The 21,487-nt window shown below is 43.3% G+C and carries 16 protein-coding genes and 1 other annotated feature; of the genes, 1 reads left to right on the top strand and 15 read right to left on the bottom strand.

From position 1 onward, the window contains the following. Nucleotide 1 precedes the first annotated feature (1 nt). From carB to BOD01S_RS03285, 10 genes are all read right to left on the bottom strand, one after another. Nucleotides 2-3,199, bottom strand: a complete 3,198-nt coding sequence (gene carB, locus BOD01S_RS03240) for a carbamoyl-phosphate synthase large subunit (protein ID WP_036151220.1) — start codon at nt 3,197-3,199, stop codon at nt 2-4. Then, nucleotides 3,192-4,292: a carbamoyl phosphate synthase small subunit gene (locus BOD01S_RS03245; protein WP_036151222.1), complete on the bottom strand. Its 1,101-nt coding sequence runs from the start codon at nt 4,290-4,292 to the stop codon at nt 3,192-3,194. The genes carB and BOD01S_RS03245 overlap by 8 nt, the downstream gene beginning before the upstream one ends. Further along, nucleotides 4,292-5,578: a dihydroorotase gene (locus BOD01S_RS03250; RefSeq protein ID WP_036151224.1), complete on the bottom strand. Its 1,287-nt coding sequence runs from the start codon at nt 5,576-5,578 to the stop codon at nt 4,292-4,294. Before BOD01S_RS03250 ends, BOD01S_RS03245 begins: the two co-directional genes overlap by 1 nt. 1 nt (nt 5,579) lies before the next feature. Next, the gene (locus tag BOD01S_RS03255; protein ID WP_036151226.1) at nt 5,580-6,458 is read right to left on the bottom strand and encodes an aspartate carbamoyltransferase catalytic subunit; all 879 of its coding nucleotides are present in this window, start codon (nt 6,456-6,458) and stop codon (nt 5,580-5,582) included. A gap of 185 nt (nt 6,459-6,643) precedes the next feature. Beyond that, nucleotides 6,644-7,978 carry a solute carrier family 23 protein gene (locus tag BOD01S_RS03260; RefSeq protein ID WP_036151228.1) on the bottom strand — a complete coding sequence of 445 codons (1,335 nt, stop codon included), beginning with the start codon at nt 7,976-7,978 and terminating at the stop codon, nt 6,644-6,646. 20 nt (nt 7,979-7,998) lie between these two features. Then, on the bottom strand, nt 7,999-8,544 hold the full coding sequence (gene pyrR / locus BOD01S_RS03265; protein ID WP_036151230.1) for a bifunctional pyr operon transcriptional regulator/uracil phosphoribosyltransferase PyrR: 546 nt from the start codon (nt 8,542-8,544) through the stop codon (nt 7,999-8,001). A gap of 409 nt (nt 8,545-8,953) precedes the next feature. After that, nucleotides 8,954-9,853: an RluA family pseudouridine synthase gene (locus BOD01S_RS03270; RefSeq protein ID WP_081977870.1), complete on the bottom strand. Its 900-nt coding sequence runs from the start codon at nt 9,851-9,853 to the stop codon at nt 8,954-8,956. Beyond that, on the bottom strand, nt 9,850-10,329 hold the full coding sequence (lspA, locus tag BOD01S_RS03275) for a signal peptidase II (RefSeq protein ID WP_036151233.1): 480 nt from the start codon (nt 10,327-10,329) through the stop codon (nt 9,850-9,852). Before lspA ends, BOD01S_RS03270 begins: the two co-directional genes overlap by 4 nt. A 103-nt stretch (nt 10,330-10,432) precedes the next feature. After that, nucleotides 10,433-12,001 (bottom strand): sodium/solute symporter, encoded by a 1,569-nt coding sequence (locus tag BOD01S_RS03280; protein ID WP_036151234.1) that lies wholly within the window; start codon nt 11,999-12,001, stop codon nt 10,433-10,435. Then, nucleotides 12,001-12,378 (bottom strand): hypothetical protein, encoded by a 378-nt coding sequence (locus BOD01S_RS03285; RefSeq protein ID WP_052124702.1) that lies wholly within the window; start codon nt 12,376-12,378, stop codon nt 12,001-12,003. Before BOD01S_RS03285 ends, BOD01S_RS03280 begins: the two co-directional genes overlap by 1 nt. Before the next feature lie 163 nt (nt 12,379-12,541). Between BOD01S_RS03285 and BOD01S_RS03290 the strand changes: the two genes are divergently transcribed. Continuing rightward, nucleotides 12,542-13,753 carry a helix-turn-helix transcriptional regulator gene (locus BOD01S_RS03290; protein WP_052124703.1) on the top strand — a complete coding sequence of 404 codons (1,212 nt, stop codon included), beginning with the start codon at nt 12,542-12,544 and terminating at the stop codon, nt 13,751-13,753. Between the two features lie 88 nt (nt 13,754-13,841). Here BOD01S_RS03290 and BOD01S_RS03295 read toward each other — a convergent pair whose 3' ends face one another. From BOD01S_RS03295 to BOD01S_RS03315, 5 genes are all read right to left on the bottom strand, one after another. Next, nucleotides 13,842-16,433 (bottom strand): M14 family zinc carboxypeptidase, encoded by a 2,592-nt coding sequence (locus tag BOD01S_RS03295; RefSeq protein WP_052124704.1) that lies wholly within the window; start codon nt 16,431-16,433, stop codon nt 13,842-13,844. A 184-nt stretch (nt 16,434-16,617) separates the two neighbouring features. Then, nucleotides 16,618-19,377, bottom strand: a complete 2,760-nt coding sequence (ileS, locus tag BOD01S_RS03300; RefSeq protein WP_036151236.1) for an isoleucine--tRNA ligase — start codon at nt 19,375-19,377, stop codon at nt 16,618-16,620. Between the two features lie 54 nt (nt 19,378-19,431). Then, nucleotides 19,432-19,663 (bottom strand) — a binding site (T-box leader). 77 nt (nt 19,664-19,740) lie between these two features. Further along, nucleotides 19,741-20,268 carry a DivIVA domain-containing protein gene (locus BOD01S_RS03305; RefSeq protein ID WP_036151238.1) on the bottom strand — a complete coding sequence of 176 codons (528 nt, stop codon included), beginning with the start codon at nt 20,266-20,268 and terminating at the stop codon, nt 19,741-19,743. 92 nt (nt 20,269-20,360) lie between these two features. Further along, nucleotides 20,361-21,146, bottom strand: coding sequence for a YlmH family RNA-binding protein (locus BOD01S_RS03310; RefSeq protein ID WP_036151240.1), 786 nt, complete (start codon nt 21,144-21,146; stop codon nt 20,361-20,363). Nucleotides 21,147-21,208: 62 nt separating this feature from the next. Continuing rightward, the gene (locus BOD01S_RS03315) at nt 21,209-21,469 is read right to left on the bottom strand and encodes a YggT family protein (protein WP_036151241.1); all 261 of its coding nucleotides are present in this window, start codon (nt 21,467-21,469) and stop codon (nt 21,209-21,211) included. Nucleotides 21,470-21,487: the final 18 nt, after the last annotated feature.

The raw sequence follows: 21,487 nt of genomic DNA on the forward strand, positions 1-21,487 counted from the left end.
ATTAATGTACTACCTCCGCTTTAGGCATTTCTTCTGCAGTGAATGTCATTGACTCAATGACACGCAGCATTGCTTCGGCTGTATCAAGTGATGTTAAACATGGTACCCCATTTTCCACCGATTCACGACGGATACGGAAGCCATCACGGGCCGGCTGTTTTCCTTTTGTCAATGTGTTCACGACAAGCTGTGCTTCGCCATTTTGAATAACATCGATTAATGTCTTGCCTTTTGCACCGATTTTTTCTACTACATCTGTACGTACGCCGGCCTCTTCAAACGCTTTTGCCGTACCTTCCGTTGCCATAATGCGGTAGCCGACTGTCGAGAAGCGTTTTGCAAGGGCAATTGCCTCTTCCTTATCCTTATCAGACACAGTGAACAATACTGTTCCGTGTGTTTTAATTTCCATACCTGCCGCTACTAGGCCTTTATATAGCGCTTTTTCCAGTGTTGCATCTTTCCCCATTACTTCACCAGTCGATTTCATTTCTGGCCCAAGCGTAATGTCTACACGACGCAGTTTTGCGAATGAGAAGACTGGTACTTTTACGAATACACCTTTTTGCTCCTTCGCTAATCCCGTCGGATACCCTTGTTCTACAATAGACTGACCAAGAATTGCTTTTGTCGCGATATTCGCCATTGGAATATTTGTGATTTTCGATAGGAATGGCACTGTACGGGAAGAACGAGGATTTACTTCGATCACATAAATTTCTCCTTCGCTCATTACATATTGGATATTCATTAAACCAACAATGCCAAGTCCTCTCGCCAGACGCGTCGTATAATCTACTAATGTTTCTTTCTGTGCTTCTGTCAATTTCTGCGGAGGATAGACACTAATAGAGTCGCCGGAGTGAACCCCTGCACGCTCGATATGCTCCATAATGCCAGGGATCAGCACGTTCTCCCCATCACAGATTGCGTCCACCTCAATTTCCTGACCAGTCAAATAGCGGTCGACTAGTACAGGGTGATCCGGAGATGCTTCTACCGCATGTTCCATATAGTGTTTCAATTCGTCCTCGTTATAGACGATTTCCATCGCACGGCCACCAAGAACGTAAGATGGACGGACTAATACAGGGAAGCCGAGTTTTTTCGCAATTTCAAGTGCCCCTTCAGCTGATACTGCTGTATCTCCAGGAGGCTGCGGGATTGCCAGCTCTTTTAAAGACGATTCAAATTTATCACGGTTTTCTGCACGGTCGATATCCTCTAAAGATGTACCAAGGATTTTCACACCATATGCTGCTAATTTATCTGCAAGATTGATCGCTGTTTGCCCACCAAACTGCACGACAACCCCGATTGGCTGCTCAAGGTCAATAATGTGCATTACATCTTCGATTGTCAGTGGCTCAAAGTACAATTTATCTGAAATAGAGAAGTCCGTAGATACTGTCTCAGGGTTTGAGTTGATGATAATTGCCTCGTAGCCCGCTTCCTGGATTGCCCATACAGAGTGAACTGTTGCGTAGTCAAATTCGACCCCTTGCCCGATTCGAATCGGTCCTGAACCAAGAACAACAACAGATGGCTTCTCTGTTCTGATCGATTCATTTTCGTCCTCGTATGTGCCATAGAAGTATGGTGTTTGAGAATCGAACTCGGCAGCACATGTATCAACCATTTTATAAACAGGGATGATGCCATGCTCCTTACGGAATGCATATACCTCTTCTTGTGTCGTCTCCCAAAGCTCAGCAATCTTTTTATCTGCAAAGCCAAGGCGTTTAGCTGTACGTAATACTTCTTTATCCTGTTTGTTTTCTGCTAGTGTTGTTTCCATATCAACGATTTTCTTCAGCTTGTGAAGGAAGAATAAGTCAATTGCCGACCATTCATGGATTTGCTCGATCGTCACACCGCGGCGCAGCGCTTCACCGATGAAGAATAAGCGCTCATCGCCCGCTTTGCGGATCCGCTTCTCAATCCAGGAGTCCGACAGTTCCTCCGGATGTTTCATCTCGATATGAACATGACCAGTTTCAAGGGAGCGTACCGCTTTTAGTATTGCCTCTTCAAATGTACGGCCAAGTGCCATTACTTCGCCTGTCGCCTTCATTTGTGTCCCTAAATTCCGTTTTGCTGCTTCAAATTTATCGAATGGCCAGCGTGGAATTTTTGCGACAATATAGTCAAGAGCAGGCTCGAAGCAGGCAAATGTAGAGCCTGTTACCGGGTTTTTGATTTCATCAAGTGTTAAGCCGACAGCAATTTTGGCAGCTAATTTGGCAATCGGGTATCCTGTTGCCTTCGAAGCAAGGGCAGATGAACGGGATACACGTGGATTTACCTCGATTACATAGTATTGGAAGCTGTTTGGGTCAAGTGCCAACTGTACGTTACACCCACCTTCAATTTTTAAAGCACGGATAATATCAAGTGAGATATTGCGCAGCATCTGGTTTTCACGGTCAGATAATGTCTGTGTCGGCGCGACAACGATCGAATCACCCGTATGGATCCCAACAGGGTCGAAATTTTCCATATTACATACAACAATTGCGTTGTCCGCTGCGTCACGCATTACTTCGTATTCAATTTCTTTATAGCCGGCGATGGATTTTTCAAGAAGACATTGTGTCACCGGGGAATACTTTAATCCGGAAGTTACGATCTCCTCTAATTCTTGATCATTATTACAAATCCCGCCGCCAGTGCCACCTAGCGTGAATGCCGGGCGCACAATAACCGGATAGCCAATTTTAGTAACAAATTTACGTGCTTCATCTAGATTGTGGATGATATCCGATTCAGGTACCGGCGCTCCCAGCTCATACATTAAATTACGGAATAAATCCCGGTCTTCCGCTTTATGGATTGCATCCAGCTTCGTTCCTAAAATTTCAATGTCAAGTTCATCTAAAATACCTGACTTATCAAGCTCAATAGCCATATTCAACCCTGTTTGGCCGCCTAATGTTGGAAGAATCGCATCCGGACGCTCTTTGCGAAGGATACGTGAAACAAATTCCAGGGAAATTGGTTCGATGTATACTTTGTCAGCGATTTCTGTATCTGTCATGATTGTTGCCGGATTTGAGTTAATAAGGATTACACGGTAGCCCTCTTCTTTTAATGAAAGACAAGCCTGAGTACCTGCATAGTCAAATTCTGCTGCTTGACCGATAACGATTGGACCTGAGCCGATTACTAAAATAGTGTTAATATCTGTACGTTTAGGCATGTTGTTTCTCCTTTGCTGCTTCTTTTTCCATCATTTCAATAAATTCATCAAATAGGTGATTGGAATCTTCCGGCCCCGGTGATGCCTCAGGGTGATACTGGACTGTAAAGATCGGGTATGTCTTATGGCGGACTCCTTCACATGTGCCGTCATTTAGTGCAATGTGCGTCAATTCCAAATCCGTATTTTTTAATGAATCAATATCAATCGCATAGCCGTGGTTTTGGGAAGTTAAGTCTGTACGTCCTGTCCGTAAGTCTTTTACCGGGTGGTTTCCGCCACGGTGCCCGAATGGCAGCTTGAAGGAAGTAGCTCCACATGCCAAGCTGAATAACTGATGGCCTAAGCAAATACCGAACATTGGTACTTTTCCGATTAAGTTTTTGATCGTTTCAATTCCTTCTGTTACATCTTCAGGGTTACCGGGACCATTTGACAGCATAATGCCATCCGGATGCCAGGCAAGAATCCTTTCTGCCGGTGTATTGTAAGGAACAACAAGTACATCACAGTCACGCTTATTTAATTCGCGTAAAATACCATGTTTCATACCGAAATCGATAAGGACAACACGCTTGCCGCGCCCTGGAGACGGATAAGCAGCTTTTGGCGATACTTCCTTTACATGATGCGTAATCAATGGTGTCGCCTGTAGTTGTGCTACAATGTCATCTATATTTACTTCTGTATCCGCTGCAGTTAAGATAGCGCGGACTGCACCTTTTGAGCGGATGATACGCGTCAATTTACGTGTATCGATTCCTTCAATTCCCGGGATATTTTGAGAAGCTAAATAATCGTGCAGCGTCATATCTGAACGCCAGTTAGAAGGCTGTTCGGCAAGTTCCCGGACAACAAAGCCGCGGATCGCCGGTGTAATGGATTCAAAGTCATCACGGTTAATGCCGTAGTTACCGATCAATGGATATGTCAGTGTCACAATTTGTCCGTAAAACGATGGGTCGGATAATGTTTCCTGATATCCTGTCATTCCCGTAGTGAATACGACTTCTCCTTGTGATTCCTTCTCACTGCCGAATGCTGTTCCATGGAACACAGTACCGTCTTCTAAAATTAAGTAACGTTTTTTCATTATTTTGCCTCCTGGTATACGATTTTGCCTTCAAAGATAGTCATAACCGGCCAGCCTTGTGCAGCCCAGCCATTAAATGGTGTGTTTCGTCCCTTTGATATGAACCCTTCTGCATCCACAGTCATCTCTTTTTCTAAATCGATGATCGTAAAGTCAGCACATGCTCCTACCTCAATCTTTCCATATGGTAAATCAAAAATTTCAGCCGGCTTTGCTGCCATCCAGTCTACTAATTGCTGCAGTGTCCATTTACCGGTTTTTACGAAGTTTGTATAAAGTAATGGAAAGGCTGTCTCAAACCCTACGATGCCAAATGGCGCGCCTACCATACCACAGCATTTTTCCTCCACCGTATGCGGAGCATGGTCTGTAGCGATACAGTCAATTGTTCCGTCAAGCAGTGCCGCATGCAGGGAATCCTGATCATCCTTTGCACGAAGCGGCGGATTCATCTTCCAGTTTGCATCATCCGATGGAATATCCATTTCTTCTAGAAGAAGATGGTGCGGACAAACCTCTGCCGTCACTTTAATGCCGGCCGCCTTTGCATCACGTACAGCCCTTACAGACTCTTTTGTTGACACATGACAGACGTGGTAGCGGGCACCTGCTGCTTCAGCGAGCAGAACGTCGCGGGCAATCTGAACGGATTCACAGATCGATGGGATGCCCGGCAGCCCAAGCTCTTTATTCCGCTTTCCTTCATGCATCACCCCGTCATAAATCAAGGAGTTGTCTTCACAGTGTGCAACAACAACCGCATTTAAGCGGGCTGCTTCCTTCATCTGCTCATACATTGTAGAAGCAAGCTGAATTCCTACACCGTCATCTGAAAATGCTACAGCCCCATTTTCCTTTAACTTTTCCATGTCTGTCCGGACTTCCCCTGAAATGTCCTTTGTCAGAGAGCCGTATGGCAGTACACGTATAACTGCGCTATCTTTTATTAAGCTGTTAATCAGCTGCATATTCTCTACTGAATCCGGCACAGGCTTTGTATTCGGCATGGCACAGATCGTTGTAAAACCGCCGCGGGCTGCTGCTGCAGAACCAGTGGCAATCGTTTCTTTATGTTCAAAGCCCGGCTCACGCAAATGTGTATGTACATCGACAAAGCCTGGTGATAGGAAATTCCCGCCCCCATCGATTACTTGGATGACCCCTTGCCCCTGCGGCATGCCTTCGCCGATTTCGGTAATGATACCTTCTTCCACCGTGATAGAAGTAAACTCTAAATCGCCTTGTTCAGTTAGCATTTGTACATTTTTTATATAAGTAATGGTCATATTATTTCCGTCCCTTCAAAATTGTTTCTAAAATAGCCATCCGGGCATATACACCGTTTTGCACTTGCTGGAAGATGCGCGAACGTTCACACTCTACCAATTCATCCGCAATTTCCACACCCCGGTTTACAGGTGCAGGATGCATAATGATTGCTTCCCGCTTCATCTGTTTTTCACGCGCCGGCGTCAGGCCGAACTCATCATGATAGCTATCCTTAGAGAAATTCTTGCTTACGGCATGCCGTTCATGCTGGATGCGCAGGAGCATAATCACATCACTGTCTTCGAGCACCTCATCCCATGAATGAGCCGCTTCAAAATCACCTGCCCATTCTTCAGGGCACAGGAACCGTACGTTCGCTCCCAACCGTGTAAGCGCTGTAGCATTCGATTTTGCCACCCGGCTGTGTGTAATATCACCAACAATTGTTATATTTAGATTTTCGAATGTTCCGAACTCTTTTCGTATTGTGTATAGATCGAGCAGACTTTGCGATGGGTGCTGGCCTGCTCCGTCTCCGGCATTAATAACCGCACATTCAATCCCCTCTAGCAGTTCATTGTAATACTCGTCTTCCTTAGCGCGAATGACTACCACATCCATGCCGATCATCTCAAGCGTTTTTACCGTGTCGTACATCGTTTCGCCTTTTAATGCACTCGAAAACCCTGCATCGAACGGAATGACTGTACACCCTACACGCCGTTCCGCCATTTCGAAACTTGTTTTCGTCCGTGTGCTTGGCTCGAAAAAAAGATTCGCTACGTTGTAAGAGCGAGCTACTTGCGGCTGTTCACCATGTTCAAATGCCTGTGCCCGGTCGAGAATGTGTAAAATTTCTTCGTTTGTTAAATGCTCCATTGATAATAAATTCTTCATGCAAACGCGCCTCCGATTTGAAACGAATACTTTCTTCATTAACCTTCCTGCAATGAAAAAGCCTCACTCCTTTTATGAGTGAGGCAATTTAGGGTGTGACAAGCTACAGCATCATAAAATTATGTGCCGATTCCTTGTCTTTCCCTTTGCTGCCTCTCTGGACAATCTTTAAAAGGTACTTCTACTTATTTATTATTATAGTCTTCTACATGTTTATCGCGTCCCGGCAAGACCAGGTTTAAAATAACTCCGATAATTGCTGCAAGCGCCATTCCCTCAATCGCAAATGATTCGTTGAAACGGATGGCTGCACCGCCGATTCCGACGACAAGGATAACAGAAGCGATTACCATGTTACGGTTATTACTGAAGTCTACTTTACTCTCTACCAGCATACGCAGACCGCTTGAAGCAATAATCCCGAATAACAGGATGGAGATACCGCCAAGTACTGCGGTTGGAATCGTGGAAATTAAGGCCATTGCTTTCCCAAAGAAGGAAATAATGATCGCAATAACTGCTGCTCCCATGATTACATACACTGAATACACTCTCGTAATCGCCAGAACCCCGATATTTTCACCATACGTAGTTTTTGGCGGACCGCCGATCAGTGCGCTTGCAAATGTACCAAGTCCGTCTCCGAGCAAGGAACGGTGCAAGCCGGGATCTTTTATATAATTACGATTGACTACTTTTCCTAATACAAGCTGGTGTCCAATATGCTCTGAAATGGTTACAATGACAATCGGTACCATTGCGAGCAGGATTTTTGCTGTAATATTAAATTCATAATCCACACCAGGGATTAAAAAATCCGGTAAGGCAAACATTGACGCTTCTTTTACAGGGGTAAAATCGACAATCCCGATTGCTATTGAATAAAGATAGCCGACAATCAGACCGAGTAAAATCGGCATAGCGCTTAAAATATTTTTAAAGTATACATTGAAGATGATTGCTGCAAACAGGGTGACAAGTGCTGCAGAAAAGTGCTTGCCACTATATTGGGAGACCGTCTCCATAACTCCCGTGGCCTTATTTAATACTTCAACATTGATGTTCATCGCCATATTTACTGCTGTTCCCGATAAGCCTAGACCGATTACAATGATGACCGGTGCCACAACAATCGGAGGCAGTAAGCGCATCAACCACTTATATCCTGTCGTCCATATTAATAGAGAGACAATCGCATATACAATACCGACAGCCATGGCGCCAATCATTGCATTTCCCGGATTGATGCTCATGCCCGCTTCATCTAGCCCCGCTGCTAAAATAATCGGTGAGATGAAGGCAAAGGATGATCCTAAATACGCTGGTACTTTAAACTGTGTAACAAGCAAGAATATGATTGTAGCAATACCGCTTGTTAATAAGGCAATGGCAGGGCTTAACCCCACTAGCTTTGGTACTAAAATCGTAGAGCCGAACATAGCAAACATATGCTGGAAGCTTAGTGTAAGCAGCTGGCCGCCCGTTGGTTTTTCGTTGATATCCAATACTGGTTTTGACATCCTTGGTTCCCCACTTTTATTTAATCTTCTTTATGAATTGCGACAATGTCCTGGCCGTCTACTTCTTCTAAATTCACAACGATTCTTTCATGACTGGCTGTAGGAATATTCTTCCCTACATAATCTGCACGAATTGGCAGCTCCCGGTGTCCCCGATCTATCAATACAGCCAATTGAATTTGTGAGGGCCTGCCTAGATCCATAACGGCATCCAAAGCTGCACGTACAGTGCGTCCTGTATAAAGCACATCATCTACAAGGACAATTTTTTGATCACTTACTTGGTAATCAATATCGACCTGCTGGACCTGTGCTTCATCATTCACCTGCTTTGTTGATAAATCGTCGCGGTATAGCGTAATATCCAATTCACCTGTACGGATTGGTTTCCCTTCGATTTTTTCAATGCGCTCTGCTAAACGTCTTGCAAGGAATGCTCCCCGCGTCTTAATACCGACAACGATACATTCATCTATTCCTTTATTGCGTTCAATAATTTCATGGGCAATCCTTGTTAATGCACGATTCATGGAAGTGCTATCTAAAAGCTCTGTAATTTGCGGCATGTTAGCTTCTCCTTTCTATATGTTTTATGTTTGGTAGTGTGTGCTATCCCAAATAAAAAATCCTCTAGATTGTCTCTAGAGGATTTGGAAAGTTCGCGTGTGGAAATAGCGCGTACGTAAAGATTTGCAGCACAAATCATTCGTCGCTTCACATGTACCTTCTCAGCCTCTCAGGACTGCCATTAAAGGTGAATATTTAGTTTCACTCGTCAACAGATTCGCTCTCGTCGAATCTTTTGTTTAACTGTTGCTAGTATAGACCCGGCAAAATCGTAAGTCAAGGGTATTCGAAGAGGTCGGACAACTAAAACGATATGTTTTTAAATTCTGAATTAACAGTTTACATAAACAGGCATATAAAAAGCACGGGAAAAGAAATTCCCATGCTCGGCCTAGCATAATGCACTTTTTATTTTAACGTTTGAAGCAGATGCTCAAAATCATCAGGAAGCGGAACGGAAAACTCCAGATACTCTCCTGAGGCAGGGTGGTCAAAACCGAGTACACCTGCATGCAATACTTGTCCACCAAAATCAATTGTCTTCTTCGGCCCGTATTTTGGATCGCCTACAAGCGGATATCCAATATAGTTCATATGAACACGGATTTGGTGTGTACGGCCTGTTTCAAGAAGACATTCTACAAGTGTATAATCGCCGAACCGTTCAATGACTTGAAAATGGGTCACAGCATGCTTCCCGCCATCCACTACTGCCTGCTTTTGGCGGTCTTTTGGGTCGCGTGCAATCGGTGCGTCGATTGTTCCCTTATCATGAGCAATATGGCCATGAACAAGCGCTGTATATTTGCGTGTTACAGTTTTTTTGACAAGCTGATTCACTAAACTTTCATGTGCCTTGTCATTTTTAGCAACCATTAGAAGGCCCGACGTATCTTTATCGATACGATGGACGATGCCTGGTCGTAAGACGCCATTAATACCGGATAGGTCATGGCAATGATACATCAGTCCATTGACTAGAGTTCCAGTCATATGCCCCGGTGCCGGGTGTACCACCATGCCCCGTGGCTTATTCACAACAAGTACATCAGTGTCTTCATAAACGATATCAAGCTGCAGATCTTCTGCTACAACTTCAAGCGGCTCAGCTTCCGGCACATCGATTTCTACGATATCCCCTGCCTTCACTTTATACTTCGCCTTTATTGCGGCTCCGTTTACCTTTACAAGGCCATCTGTAATCCAATTGCTGATCTGCGTACGTGACCACTCAGATTGCTGGCTTGATAATGCCTTATCAATACGCTCTCCGGCATATTGCTCCTCAATTGTATATGTTTCAATCATCTTTTCACCTTTTTCTTTTCTGTTCGATCATCTAGTATGATGGCGATTAGCAGCATGATGACTGCAATTGTCAATGCAGCGTCCGCAATATTAAAGATTGGGAAATGGTAATCGATAACGGGAATGAGTACATCCACGAAATCCACTACTTCCCCTGAAAATAGCCGGTCAATAAAGTTTCCGGCCGCACCGCCTAGTAAGATCATTAAACTTACCTGGAAAAACGGCTTTCCTTTTGCCTCGGTATGATAAAAGTAAACAATCGCTGCGATTACACCAATCGTCACAACTGTAAAGAGCCACATTTGTCCTTCCAGCATCCCCCACGCTGCCCCGCGGTTTCGATGAGACAGGAGGCCAAGCCATGGGTCCCAGATCCCAATCCGTTCGCCAAGCTCCATATTTTTAACTACCATCCACTTTGTTATCTGATCCAGAAAAATAACAAGCGCGGCTAAACTATAATACTTATACACATTAGACGCCCCCTACACGATATCTTAACCATTCTACCATAGGAAGGAGAAGGAAAACAAAAAAAGCATTGCTGATTTCTCAACAATGCAAGCTTATATCCAACTAGGCTGTTTCTGACTCTTTTGAATGTACCTTTACCATAAACTCATTTACATCAGCAGGTACTTTACGATCAAGCAGCGATACAATAATCACCGCCAGGAAGCCTACTGGTACTGTTACAATACCAGGAATTTTAAATGTCAGGAACGCCGGCACTGTACTTGGTAGGAAGATCATCCACATAGAAACGACCAAACCGACAATCAATCCTGCAATTGCTCCCTTCTCTGTCATTCCTCTCCACCAAATACCAAGAATGAATATCGGTGTAAAAGTACTTGCCGCTACAGTAAAGGCTAATGCTACCAGATGGCCGATCGAAGCATCTTTTACAAGCAAACCAAGCGCACCGTAAATAATAGCTAAAATAAGAATTGCTACTTTCCCCGCCATTACACGCTGGCGCTGTGTCAATTCCTTTTTAGCAAATGTTCCATACAGATCATGTGCCAGCGCACCAGAGCTTGCAATAAACAACCCGGATAAGTTTGAGAAAATCGCGGCAAATGCTCCTGCAATGACAAGACCGAGCAGCCATTCTCCGCCAAGCGCTTGTGCTGTGGAAGGAATAACCATGTTATTTCCGCCTGTCACCATATCAGCCATGACTTGCTTACTCGCCTCTCCCCCTAGGAAAATGCCACGGCCTACCGTTCCTAAATACACTGCAAATAAGAAGAATACCGAAGCAATGGCGATGGCCATAATTGCTGATTTACGTGCTGCCTTTGCACTCGGGTTTGTATAAAAGCGCAAGAGGATATGCGGTAGGCCAATCGTACCAAGCGCTAAACCAATCGTCATACTGATCGTATCCCAGAATGTCGGGAAATAGAAACCTGTCCCACTCCAGCTTTCCCCGTTAAACTCCAGATCCTTACCGTCAAGTGCGTACGGAGACGTATCGGCAATCGGCCCAGTAAACGAATTTATACCATCCAGTACTTTGTCATAATGAAGGCCGCTATAGATTGCAACTACTGCCATAATAATGAAAGCACCTAAACGAATCCATAATTCCAATGCTTGATTAAGCGTCGTTCCTTTCATACCGCCGACCCCTACGTAAAATACCATAACAGCACATGTAAAGATAATGCCAAATTCATAGGAAGTGCCAAAGAACATACTTAAAATTTGTGCTGCCCCCAAAAGTTGAGGCGCCGCATAGAAACCGGAAATAGCAAATACGACAAGCACTGCTGCAAGCCTTGCACGCTTACTGTGAAAACGGTAGCCTAAAAAATCAGCCACTGTATAGGCTCCAAACTTGCGCAGCGGTCCGGCTACGAAAATAGCCAGCAATGTTAAACCAATCGAGAAGCAGAAAGCATAATAGGCGCCGTCATAGCCAAGCTGGAACGTCAACCCGGCGATCCCAAGGAATGTCGCAGCACTTAAATAATCACCGCCGATTGCTGAACCGTTCGTAAACCATCCAAAACTCCGGCCGCCCACGAAAAATTCAGATGCGTTGTCATTCTTTTTTGTTAAATACGTAATATAGACAATAGTCCCCATCAGGAAAATCGTCATAATCATTTTAGGAGACAGCAATAAATCCATCATTATTCCACCACCTTATTATCAGATGGCTGCTTACTATGTTCATACTTGATGATTTCATCTTCATATTTTACTAAACGCCGTTCATAGAGGACCGTATGGATTCCGGCAATAAGAACGGCCATCATCATAGCAACGATGGTTGTTACAAACCATGTGAATGTCATACCGCCCCAGAACTTGGAAAATGCCAAATCAGGTAAGAACCAGTTCATGATGGGAATGGAAAAGATAAAAATAAAATAAACAATAGTCAGGGTCAATCCGGTCGATAATTCGCCCTTCATGATTCCTCTAATCTGCGGATCCAGCGGCTTTAAATCCTTTACATCCACTGTCCCTGCCTCTACATAGTCATAATCTCTGTAATCCCCTGCCATAAAAGCCCCCCTTTTATGAAATTACCATTCTTATAACAATTGTATAGTTTTTCTTCCTACATACCCTTACACTTTTTCACTGTACTAATACAACTTTCTGCTATTTTATGTATAATAATTTAATATACTGATTATTTCTGCAACACTATTGGGGGGTAGAAAAATGATACGAATTTACCTGGAAATAATGGATGATGAGGAGAGGGCTGAAATCCATGAATGGCTTGATAATTTTCTAGAGTCAAAGTATGAGCTGGTTGGGGAACTTTCCTATGCAAATATTTACATTAAAGAAATCAACCGTCTTTTTGACTGGGTAGGAGTAAAGCGGTTTAAAAAGAGCAATCCCCGCTGTGTGATCGTACCGATTGTACATGAGCGCCTGGCCCACTCCTCACCGATCGCCATGGAACTTGAATTACCTTACTTACTTATTAAGCCTGTGCAAAAAAACAAATTCATGCGCGCAGCCAAAAAGCTTCAGGCCATATTTGATGCCCATAGAATCGAACCTGTCAGCTATGCTGAGCTCTCGACTGAGCTTGCACAAACACGCTCTCCTTTCTATAAGGCTTTTCTCCGGAGGCTCGTACGCGGGGAAATGACAGACGAAAAAGAATTTTTCGAAGCAAGATCGCATGTTCAAGTCGGAAACCTTCCGAATACCGTTCTGTTTCTTCAAGGGTTTTTATTACACGAAAAGCAACTAACGGTGGATCTGTGCAGTAAAATTATCCAGCATAAATTAGAAGAATTGCTATCACCTATTACCGGCATTTCTTTTCTTTATTTTAACAGCTATTTACTCGTGCTCGTCCGAGTACCTTCCCCCTATGTATCGTTCAAATATTGGGCAGCAGGAGTGAATGCACTGGCAATGGCAATTGAACAGTTGAAAAGGGAACAGATTTATTTGTACCTAGGCATTGGCAACACCTTTGAAAAACCGCTTGATCTTCATCAATCCTATCTACAGGCTCGTAAGGCAAGAAAAAAACCACCTGTTGACTGTATCCACATCCGTTATTTCGAGGATCTGGCAACACATCCATCCATCATTAAAGCAATTGATCTTATTGAACAAACATGCCATGAACCGATCAATATCCAAAATATCGCAGGTCATACCGGGTTCAGTCCGACTCATTTTGGACGCCTGTTTAAAAAAGAGACCGGGCGTAATTTTCCTGAGTATGTTGCGTATACACGACTGATTCAGTCATTAAAAGGGCTGCGTCGGACAACCCATACACTTGAGCAGATCTCGGCAGATTATGGATTTAATACACCCAATTACTATAGCGGAACCTTTAAAAAATACGTCACCTTATCCCCTAGTGAGTATCGTCAGACAAAAGAAATTTTCTTTAAATAACCCTTCAGGTGTCGGTTTTGACGTGATAAATATGCTATTGCAAAACAAAAAACTAGAAGGACGCCTTTCTGCCCTTCTAGTTTTCTTATTATCGTTTACTTGCCTCTGTCGCTCCGATTAATCCTACTGTCTGATTTCGTCGCCAGACATCATCCCACTGGCTGAATGATACCGGGCCTTCATTAGAATACTTTGCAATTTCCACAGTCATCGCCGGCATCTTCTTCACTTTCGTAAACCAGGATTCAGATGCAGCAGTCGGTTTCTTCGGGTTCGGTGGAACAACGGAATAACCTGTTACATTTGCTACACTTTTTACTAAATTATAGTTCCTCGTATGATTGCTCATACTGTCATAACCCCAATAAATAATTTGACCGGAAGAATGGTACGTAATGTATGATTTAAACGGCTTTGCTAATACAAAATCCCGCAGCGCCTGTGATTCCGGTTCGGAAAAAGGAGCAATACCCTTATAATTTTTAAAGGCAGGCACATTGTATGGAGGCGTCAATATGATAGAGCTCCAAGTTGCATCAAAATTGCGGTTTAAATCCACTCCCCGTATATTTGCCTTCCAACGGGCGACATTTGAGCTGCCATTAATTTTTCTTACTACATCTTTATTAGCAACAGCATTCAGACCATTTTGCACAAGTGTCACACCATCTGGGTTCATCATTGGAATGAACCATATACTTGTCTGATCAAGCACGTTCTTCACCTGATAGGAGCCAAATTTCGATCCTCTTATATAATGATAGGAATATTGGTCTATCATTTCCATCAGTACGTTGGTCGTCATATACTCTCGCGCATGCATAGAAGCATCCATTAAAATTTCCTTTTTGCCGTTTCCTACTCGAAGGGCATAAATAGGACGCCCTTCAACCGATTTTCCGATTGCCTTCAGTTCGGTAAATTCCGGGTAAAGCAGGCTGAATACCTTTAACTGATACTCCATTTCAAGATGTGTCACATTTTTTGCCGGATTGACGATATCAGTATGCGTAAAATCACCAAGGTCTACATACCCTGCACCGCCTAAAAATTCAATGATTCCTGCTGAAGCTGTAATATTTTTCAACTCTATTGTTGTGTTTGCTTTAATTGTTCCAACCACTTTACCAGTTGAAAGCTTAACAGTTGTATCTGCCTGAGCTGTGATTACTTCTGGATATTTTGACGGTACTACTGTCGTCAAACCTGATGCTTCATCCGTTTCAACGACCGCCTGGCGAGGAAATGTGTATGTTTTGCCGCTTACCGTAATCTTATAATGAGCGCCATCAAACCCGGAAGCCTTAATGACTGCTCCTGCTGCTAGCTCTCCCGCTGCTTTTCCTTCGGCTGAAAAAGCTGTAGCTTCAGTAAGTTTTATATTTTTCCGGGTATTAATATATGTCTGGCTAACAGCAATATACCCATCCTTCTGACCTAGCTTTACTTTATAGTATTTATCGGTAATCTCGACAACCTGAAGCTTCGTTACCCTATTGCCTGTAAGAATTGCCTTGCCATTCGGTGCATCCACTATTTGGAATGCCTGCTCTGTGCGCACAGCTCCTAAAACTGTACTTTTTCCGGGAACGCTTTCTTCTGCAGCAGGTATAACAGCATCCGGTGCCACATAGTATTTTTTACCGCCTGCGGAGACAATCACCAAATGCTTATCAGCTAAATAAGTGATAGGCACAACAAATGACTCATTTTGCCAAACTCCTACCTGATTTTTCATGTTACGTGAGGCATATAGAGGCGTACCAGCTACAATTGAGGCACTTTTTACTTTTGAAAAATCTACTTCCTGCTCTACTTTTTCGTCTTCTGTTTCAGGTATTTGGCTTCCTTCACCTTTTACAGGGATTTCTGCTACCTGCTGCTCACTGCTCTGCACAGGTGCCTGTACTTCTGCTTGTTCCGCTTCGGTTTTGTTTTCCAAACCTTCGGATGATATTTCCTGCTTATCTGCTAAGCTTGAGCTTTCTTTTTTCTGTCGATTTGATTCACTAGGTAAATCCGGTTCCTTTTCTATCTGTGCCACTTGTAGAGCCCTTACTAAAAACGAAGCGAACTGACCACGTGTTACAGTATCAGTTGGATTGAATTGCTTTACCATCGTAATCCCTGCATACTCAAGTGCTGTAATTGCCTCCTGCTTTTCATTATCAATTGCTTTATGTATGTCCGTGATGGAAGTTTTAAAACCCCTATGTTTATAGTCTGCTATTAGATCTCTGCCAAATACATCATGCATCATGCGTACAATAACAACAGCCATATGCTGCCGTTGCATTTTGTTATTCGGATTCAGATAGCCGGAAGCGCCCTGGAAAATCCCTTCCTCGTACAATAGCGCGCTTAACTGTAATAATTCTTCATCACTCTTTATCGGAACATCCTCAAAACGATCATCTGTTAATGCATCCTCCGGAATTTCATAGCCTTGCCCTACAATAAACCTCCCCAATAGACGAACAACCTGTGAACGTGTAATATTGGCATCCGGCTTATATGTACCATCTGAATAGCCGCCGATAATATCTTGCTCATATAATTGCTTAATGGCCTTTTCATGTGTGTTTCCTGCAATATCTACAAGCGCAGCATCTGCAGGAGATCCGCTGAAACTAAAGCATAGCATGCCCGCAGCAATAAGGGGGCCCCATTTTCGTTTCATTCATCCATTCCCACCTTTCCCATTTCCGATACCCTTCCAGTTTCTATTAGAAACTATCATTTTGCAATGATTGATAGATTTCTTTGATTATACTATTTGGTTATACGTACGGGTAAGAGGAATTGTGTTTTTCTTTCCAAATCAGCAAAAAAGCCGGAGGGTCACCCCTCCAGCTTTTCTCTCATTACGCGTAATATTTTTCAACAACTTCTGCACAGCGTGTACATAATGTTGCGTGTGCTTCATTTGTACCTACTGTTTCGGAAATTGTCCAGCAGCGTTCACATTTTTCGCCATCTGCTTTTTCTACAACAAGTGATGTTTGGTTAAGGACCAATGCATCTTCAGGCGCGTTCTCTTTACTGCCTGCAATAGTGAACTGTGATACGATGCATAGCTGTGCAAAATCAACGTTTGCATCATTCAGTAATTCCACCGTCTCGCTGTCTGCATAAACAGAAATTTTTGCTTCAAGCGATTTTCCGATTACCTTCGCATTTCGAGCCTCTTCCAAGGCCTTTAATACTTCATCACGGATTTCGATAATCTTCGCCCATTTTTCTCGTAGCTGACCGAAGTTTTCCTTCTCATCTACCTCTGGGAAATCTGTCAATTGTACAGACGCTTCCTCTGCACCAAGATAGCCCCATAATTCTTCAGTCGTATGAGGGATAATTGGTGTCAGTACTTTTAACAGCATTTGCAATGTGTCATACATCACTGTTTGCATTGCACGGCGGTCCTGATTGTCTACACCTTCGATATACACTACATCTTTTGCAATATCAAGGTAGAATGAAGACAGTTCAACTGCGACAAAGTTATTGATTGTATGGTATACCGTAGAAAATTCATAACGATCATATGCAGCACGTGCAGCTTTTAATACATCTTGCATGCGCATATACATGTATTGATCCATCTCACGTAAGTTTTCGTATGCTACGCGGTCTGTCGCTGGGTTAAAATCTGCAACATTTCCGTGTAGGAAGCGAAGTGTATTACGGATTTTGCGATATACTTCTGATACTTGCTTCAGCATATCCATGGAAATACGGACATCCGCTGTATAATCAACTGATGCTACCCATAGACGAAGAATATCAGCACCGTATTGATCCATTACTTTTTGCGGTACGATTACATTTCCTAAAGACTTGGACATTTTCCGGCCTTCTCCGTCTAATACGAAACCATGAGACAGCAGCCCTTTATAAGGCGCATAGCCATTGATCGCTACAGATGTGATCAATGATGAGTTAAACCAGCCGCGGTATTGGTCAGAACCTTCCAAATAAAGGTCCGCTGGATATTTCATGCCGCGCTCCACAAGTACGCCCTGATGAGAAGAGCCTGAGTCGAACCAAACATCCATGATGTCATTTTCTTTCGTGAAAATGCCATTCGGGCTGCCATGATGTGTGAAGCCCTCCGGCAATAATTCTTTCGGTTCTTTCTGGAACCAAATATTTGATCCATGCTCACGGAACAATTTTGCCACGTGTGTAATTGTTTCCGGCGTGATGATTGGTTCACCATTTTCCGCATAGAAGATTGGAATCGGTACACCCCATGCACGTTGGCGGGAAATTACCCAGTCGCCGCGGTCACGGATCATATTGTAAAGACGCGTTTCACCCCATGATGGTGTGAATGTTGTATCTGTCACTGCCTGTAATAATTCATCGCGGAATGCATCAATTGAAGCAAACCACTGTGGCGTAGCACGGTAAATAACCGGCTTCTTTGTACGCCAGTCATGTGGATAAGAGTGCGTGAAGAAGCCTAGCTTTTCTAACGCATCTACTTCTTTTAACTTTTCAGTTACTAATTTATTTGCATCATCATAGAAGATTCCTTCAAAGCCTGGTGCTTCCTCTGTATAGCAGCCGCGGTTATCTACCGGCGATAAAATATCAAGACCATACTCCCGGCCGATGTTATAGTCTTCCTCCCCGTGACCAGGTGCTGTATGAACACATCCTGTACCAGCTTCAGCTGTTACGTGGTCACCGATCATTACTAATGAATCACGGTCATAGAATGGGTGTTGCGCTACTACACGGTCAAGCGCTTTTCCTTGAACTTCCTGGATGATTTCATAGCTTTCCCAACCAATTGCATTTGCTACATTTTCAAGCAAGTCTTTTGCAACGATGAATTTTTTGTCGCCTACTGCTGCTACCACATACGTAAATTCCGGATTTAAGGAAATCCCTAGGTTAGCCGGCAATGTCCAAGGTGTTGTTGTCCAGATAATAAATTTTGCATCTGCAGGTACAACGCCTTTTGCATCTTTAATTGGGAAACTTACATAAATAGATGGTGATTTTACATCTTTATATTCGATTTCTGCTTCCGCTAAAGCCGATTCGGAAGATGGAGACCAGTAGACAGGTTTTAGGCCCTTATAGATATAGCCCTTCTCGGCCATTTTACCAAACACTTCAATTTGGCGTGCTTCAAACTCAGGCTTTAACGTGATATAAGGATTTTCCCAATCACCGCGTACACCAAGACGTTTAAACTGTGAACGCTGACTGTCAATTTGTTCATAGGCATATTTTTCACATAGCTCTCGGAATTCCGCTACGGACATCTCCTTGCGTTTAACCCCTTTATTCGTTAAAGCCTGTTCAATCGGCAGACCATGTGTATCCCAGCCTGGCACGTATGGCACATGATAGCCTGTCATAGATTTTTGACGTGTAATCATGTCTTTTAGCACTTTATTCAATGCGTGACCAATATGAATGTCCCCATTTGCGTACGGAGGGCCATCATGCAGCACGAAATGCGGACGATCCTTTGTGCGTTCATTTACTAAACGATTGATATCCATCTCATCCCATTGTGCCTGAATTTGCGGCTCTTTTGTCGGCAGTCCGCCGCGCATTGGGAAATCTGTTTTTGGCATTAATAACGTATCTTTATACTCCACCATTTCATACTCCTCCTAATTTATCCGTTTATACAAAATAAAAAGCCTTTCATCCCAAAAAGGGACGAAAAGCTGTTATTCCGTGGTACCACCCTAATTTGCAGAACATCTAGTTAGATACAGTCCTGCCTCTTAGCCGCTGTAACGTCGCGTATCACGGGTCCGCCTACTTTGTTCAGCGTACCAGCTCCAGAGTGATTTTCCATAAAAAACGCATTGTCCGAGCTTTCACCATCCCCGAATCGCTAAACTGCCGTTTTTCACGTACTGTCTCTATCTTAGCCGATTATACATATAAACGTCTTTTGAGTACCAGTATATGAAAAATCCTTGACATTCGTCAAGCTTTTCAGGCTAATTTGAATGTTAATCTTCATTGCTTGGCTGTAATTTTCCCAGTGTATGCTCGGAAATATCAGTCATTGGTATATCGTATTCTAAAAGCTTGTCCCAATCATCCGTATTTAATAGATCAAGCTGCGCTTCTACCAGCATTTTGAAACGGTTGCGGAAAACTTTCGATTGCTTTTTCAGCTCATCGATTTCGATTGTTATTTTGCGTGCCTTTGTTAACGCTTCATTAACAATACGATCTGCATTCTTCTCTGCTTCTTTTACAATTAGCTTCGCTTCCTTTTGGGAGTTGCGACGTACCTCTTCAGCAGCTTCCTGTGCTACAACAATTGATTTTTGCAGTGTCTCTTCCAAATTATTATAGTGGGTCATCTGCTCTGACATCGTCTTGATTCTATCTTCGAGCTCTTTTTTCTCACGCAAGATAATTTCATAATCCTTGATGATTTGATCTAAAAACTCGTTTACTTCATCTTCCGAGTAGCCTCGGAATCCTCTTGTAAACTCCTTATTATGTATATCAAGTGGTGATAATGGCATGTCGTTACTCCCCTTTACCCGTTACTATTTAGTAATCATTATACTTTGTTGCTGCTCGATTGGCATCCATTTTTCTGTAATTTTGTTTTGTTTTACTGTTTTTGCTCTAATCGGCCTATTTGAAGACGGATTTTGTCTTTTTTCGTTCTTCCTTCTGTCATGATGACCTTTAGGCGGCCAAATCCCCGTGCGGAAAGAATATCACCTTCCTGCAGTTCAAAGGAGACCTGTTCCCTTACTGTCCAATTTACTTTTACACGCCCGGCAGTAATTAAATTTTGTGATTTCTGTCTGGAAATATTAAGTACTGTCGCAAGTACTACATCAAGGCGCATGGAAGAAACAGTCGTTGTACTCTCCACCCATTCCTCCTCCAGACGTAGAAGCGGCTGTGTCCCAATTTCTTCAAGGTGAACCTTTACTTTTCCGATACTTGTCAAGTGAGCGCGCACATAATCAGCAACCTCTGTTGCTACAGCAAACTGGACGGTATTTTCAGCTACTCGTATATCTCCAAACTTGCTGCGTTCCATTCCAACAGAAAGCAGGGCTCCTAACACATCAGGATGCCGCAGCTGAACGAATTTCGATGGATAGTTAATAGAAAACACAGTAATTTGATAGTCCTCCTCTGCAGGCATGAAGTAGGAAGGCGCAATCATGACACGCATGCGCTCTGGCTGTTCAAATATTCCCTGTGCATAAACAGCCAAGTCATCAGACTGGCCAATCACAGACATAACGATAAAACGCTGTCTCGGATCCAGAAAATCTGTCAGCTTCGGTGCATAGCGATCTTCTACTTCCCGCTGCCATCCGACAACCTGTTCGATAAAGGGCTGTTCATCTTTTCTAAAATGCTGGATTAAATGCTCCATTTTTTCTGCAACTCCTTGTACTAAACAAAATCCCCCTACAGTACGACTGTACGGGGAAATAATTACGCAACAATGTAGCTCAGAACAACAAATAGGCCTTGTTCAATAAACCGCAGCGCAAATAAGGCAATAATCGGCGAAAAATCGATCATACCAATCGGCGGGATAAACTTACGGAAAAAGCCTAAATAAGGTTCACATACTGCCGCTAAAAAGCGTCCTACAGCCGAATTTTGAGCTGCCGGCACCCATGATAGCAGAATATAAGCAATGAGCATAAACGTATAGATCGTAAATGCCTGCCCAAGAATAGTATAAATCATTTATTTACCTCTCTAGTA

Source organism: Lysinibacillus odysseyi 34hs-1 = NBRC 100172, assembly GCF_001591965.1.
GTDB lineage: Bacteria > Bacillota > Bacilli > Bacillales_A > Planococcaceae > Lysinibacillus_B > Lysinibacillus_B odysseyi.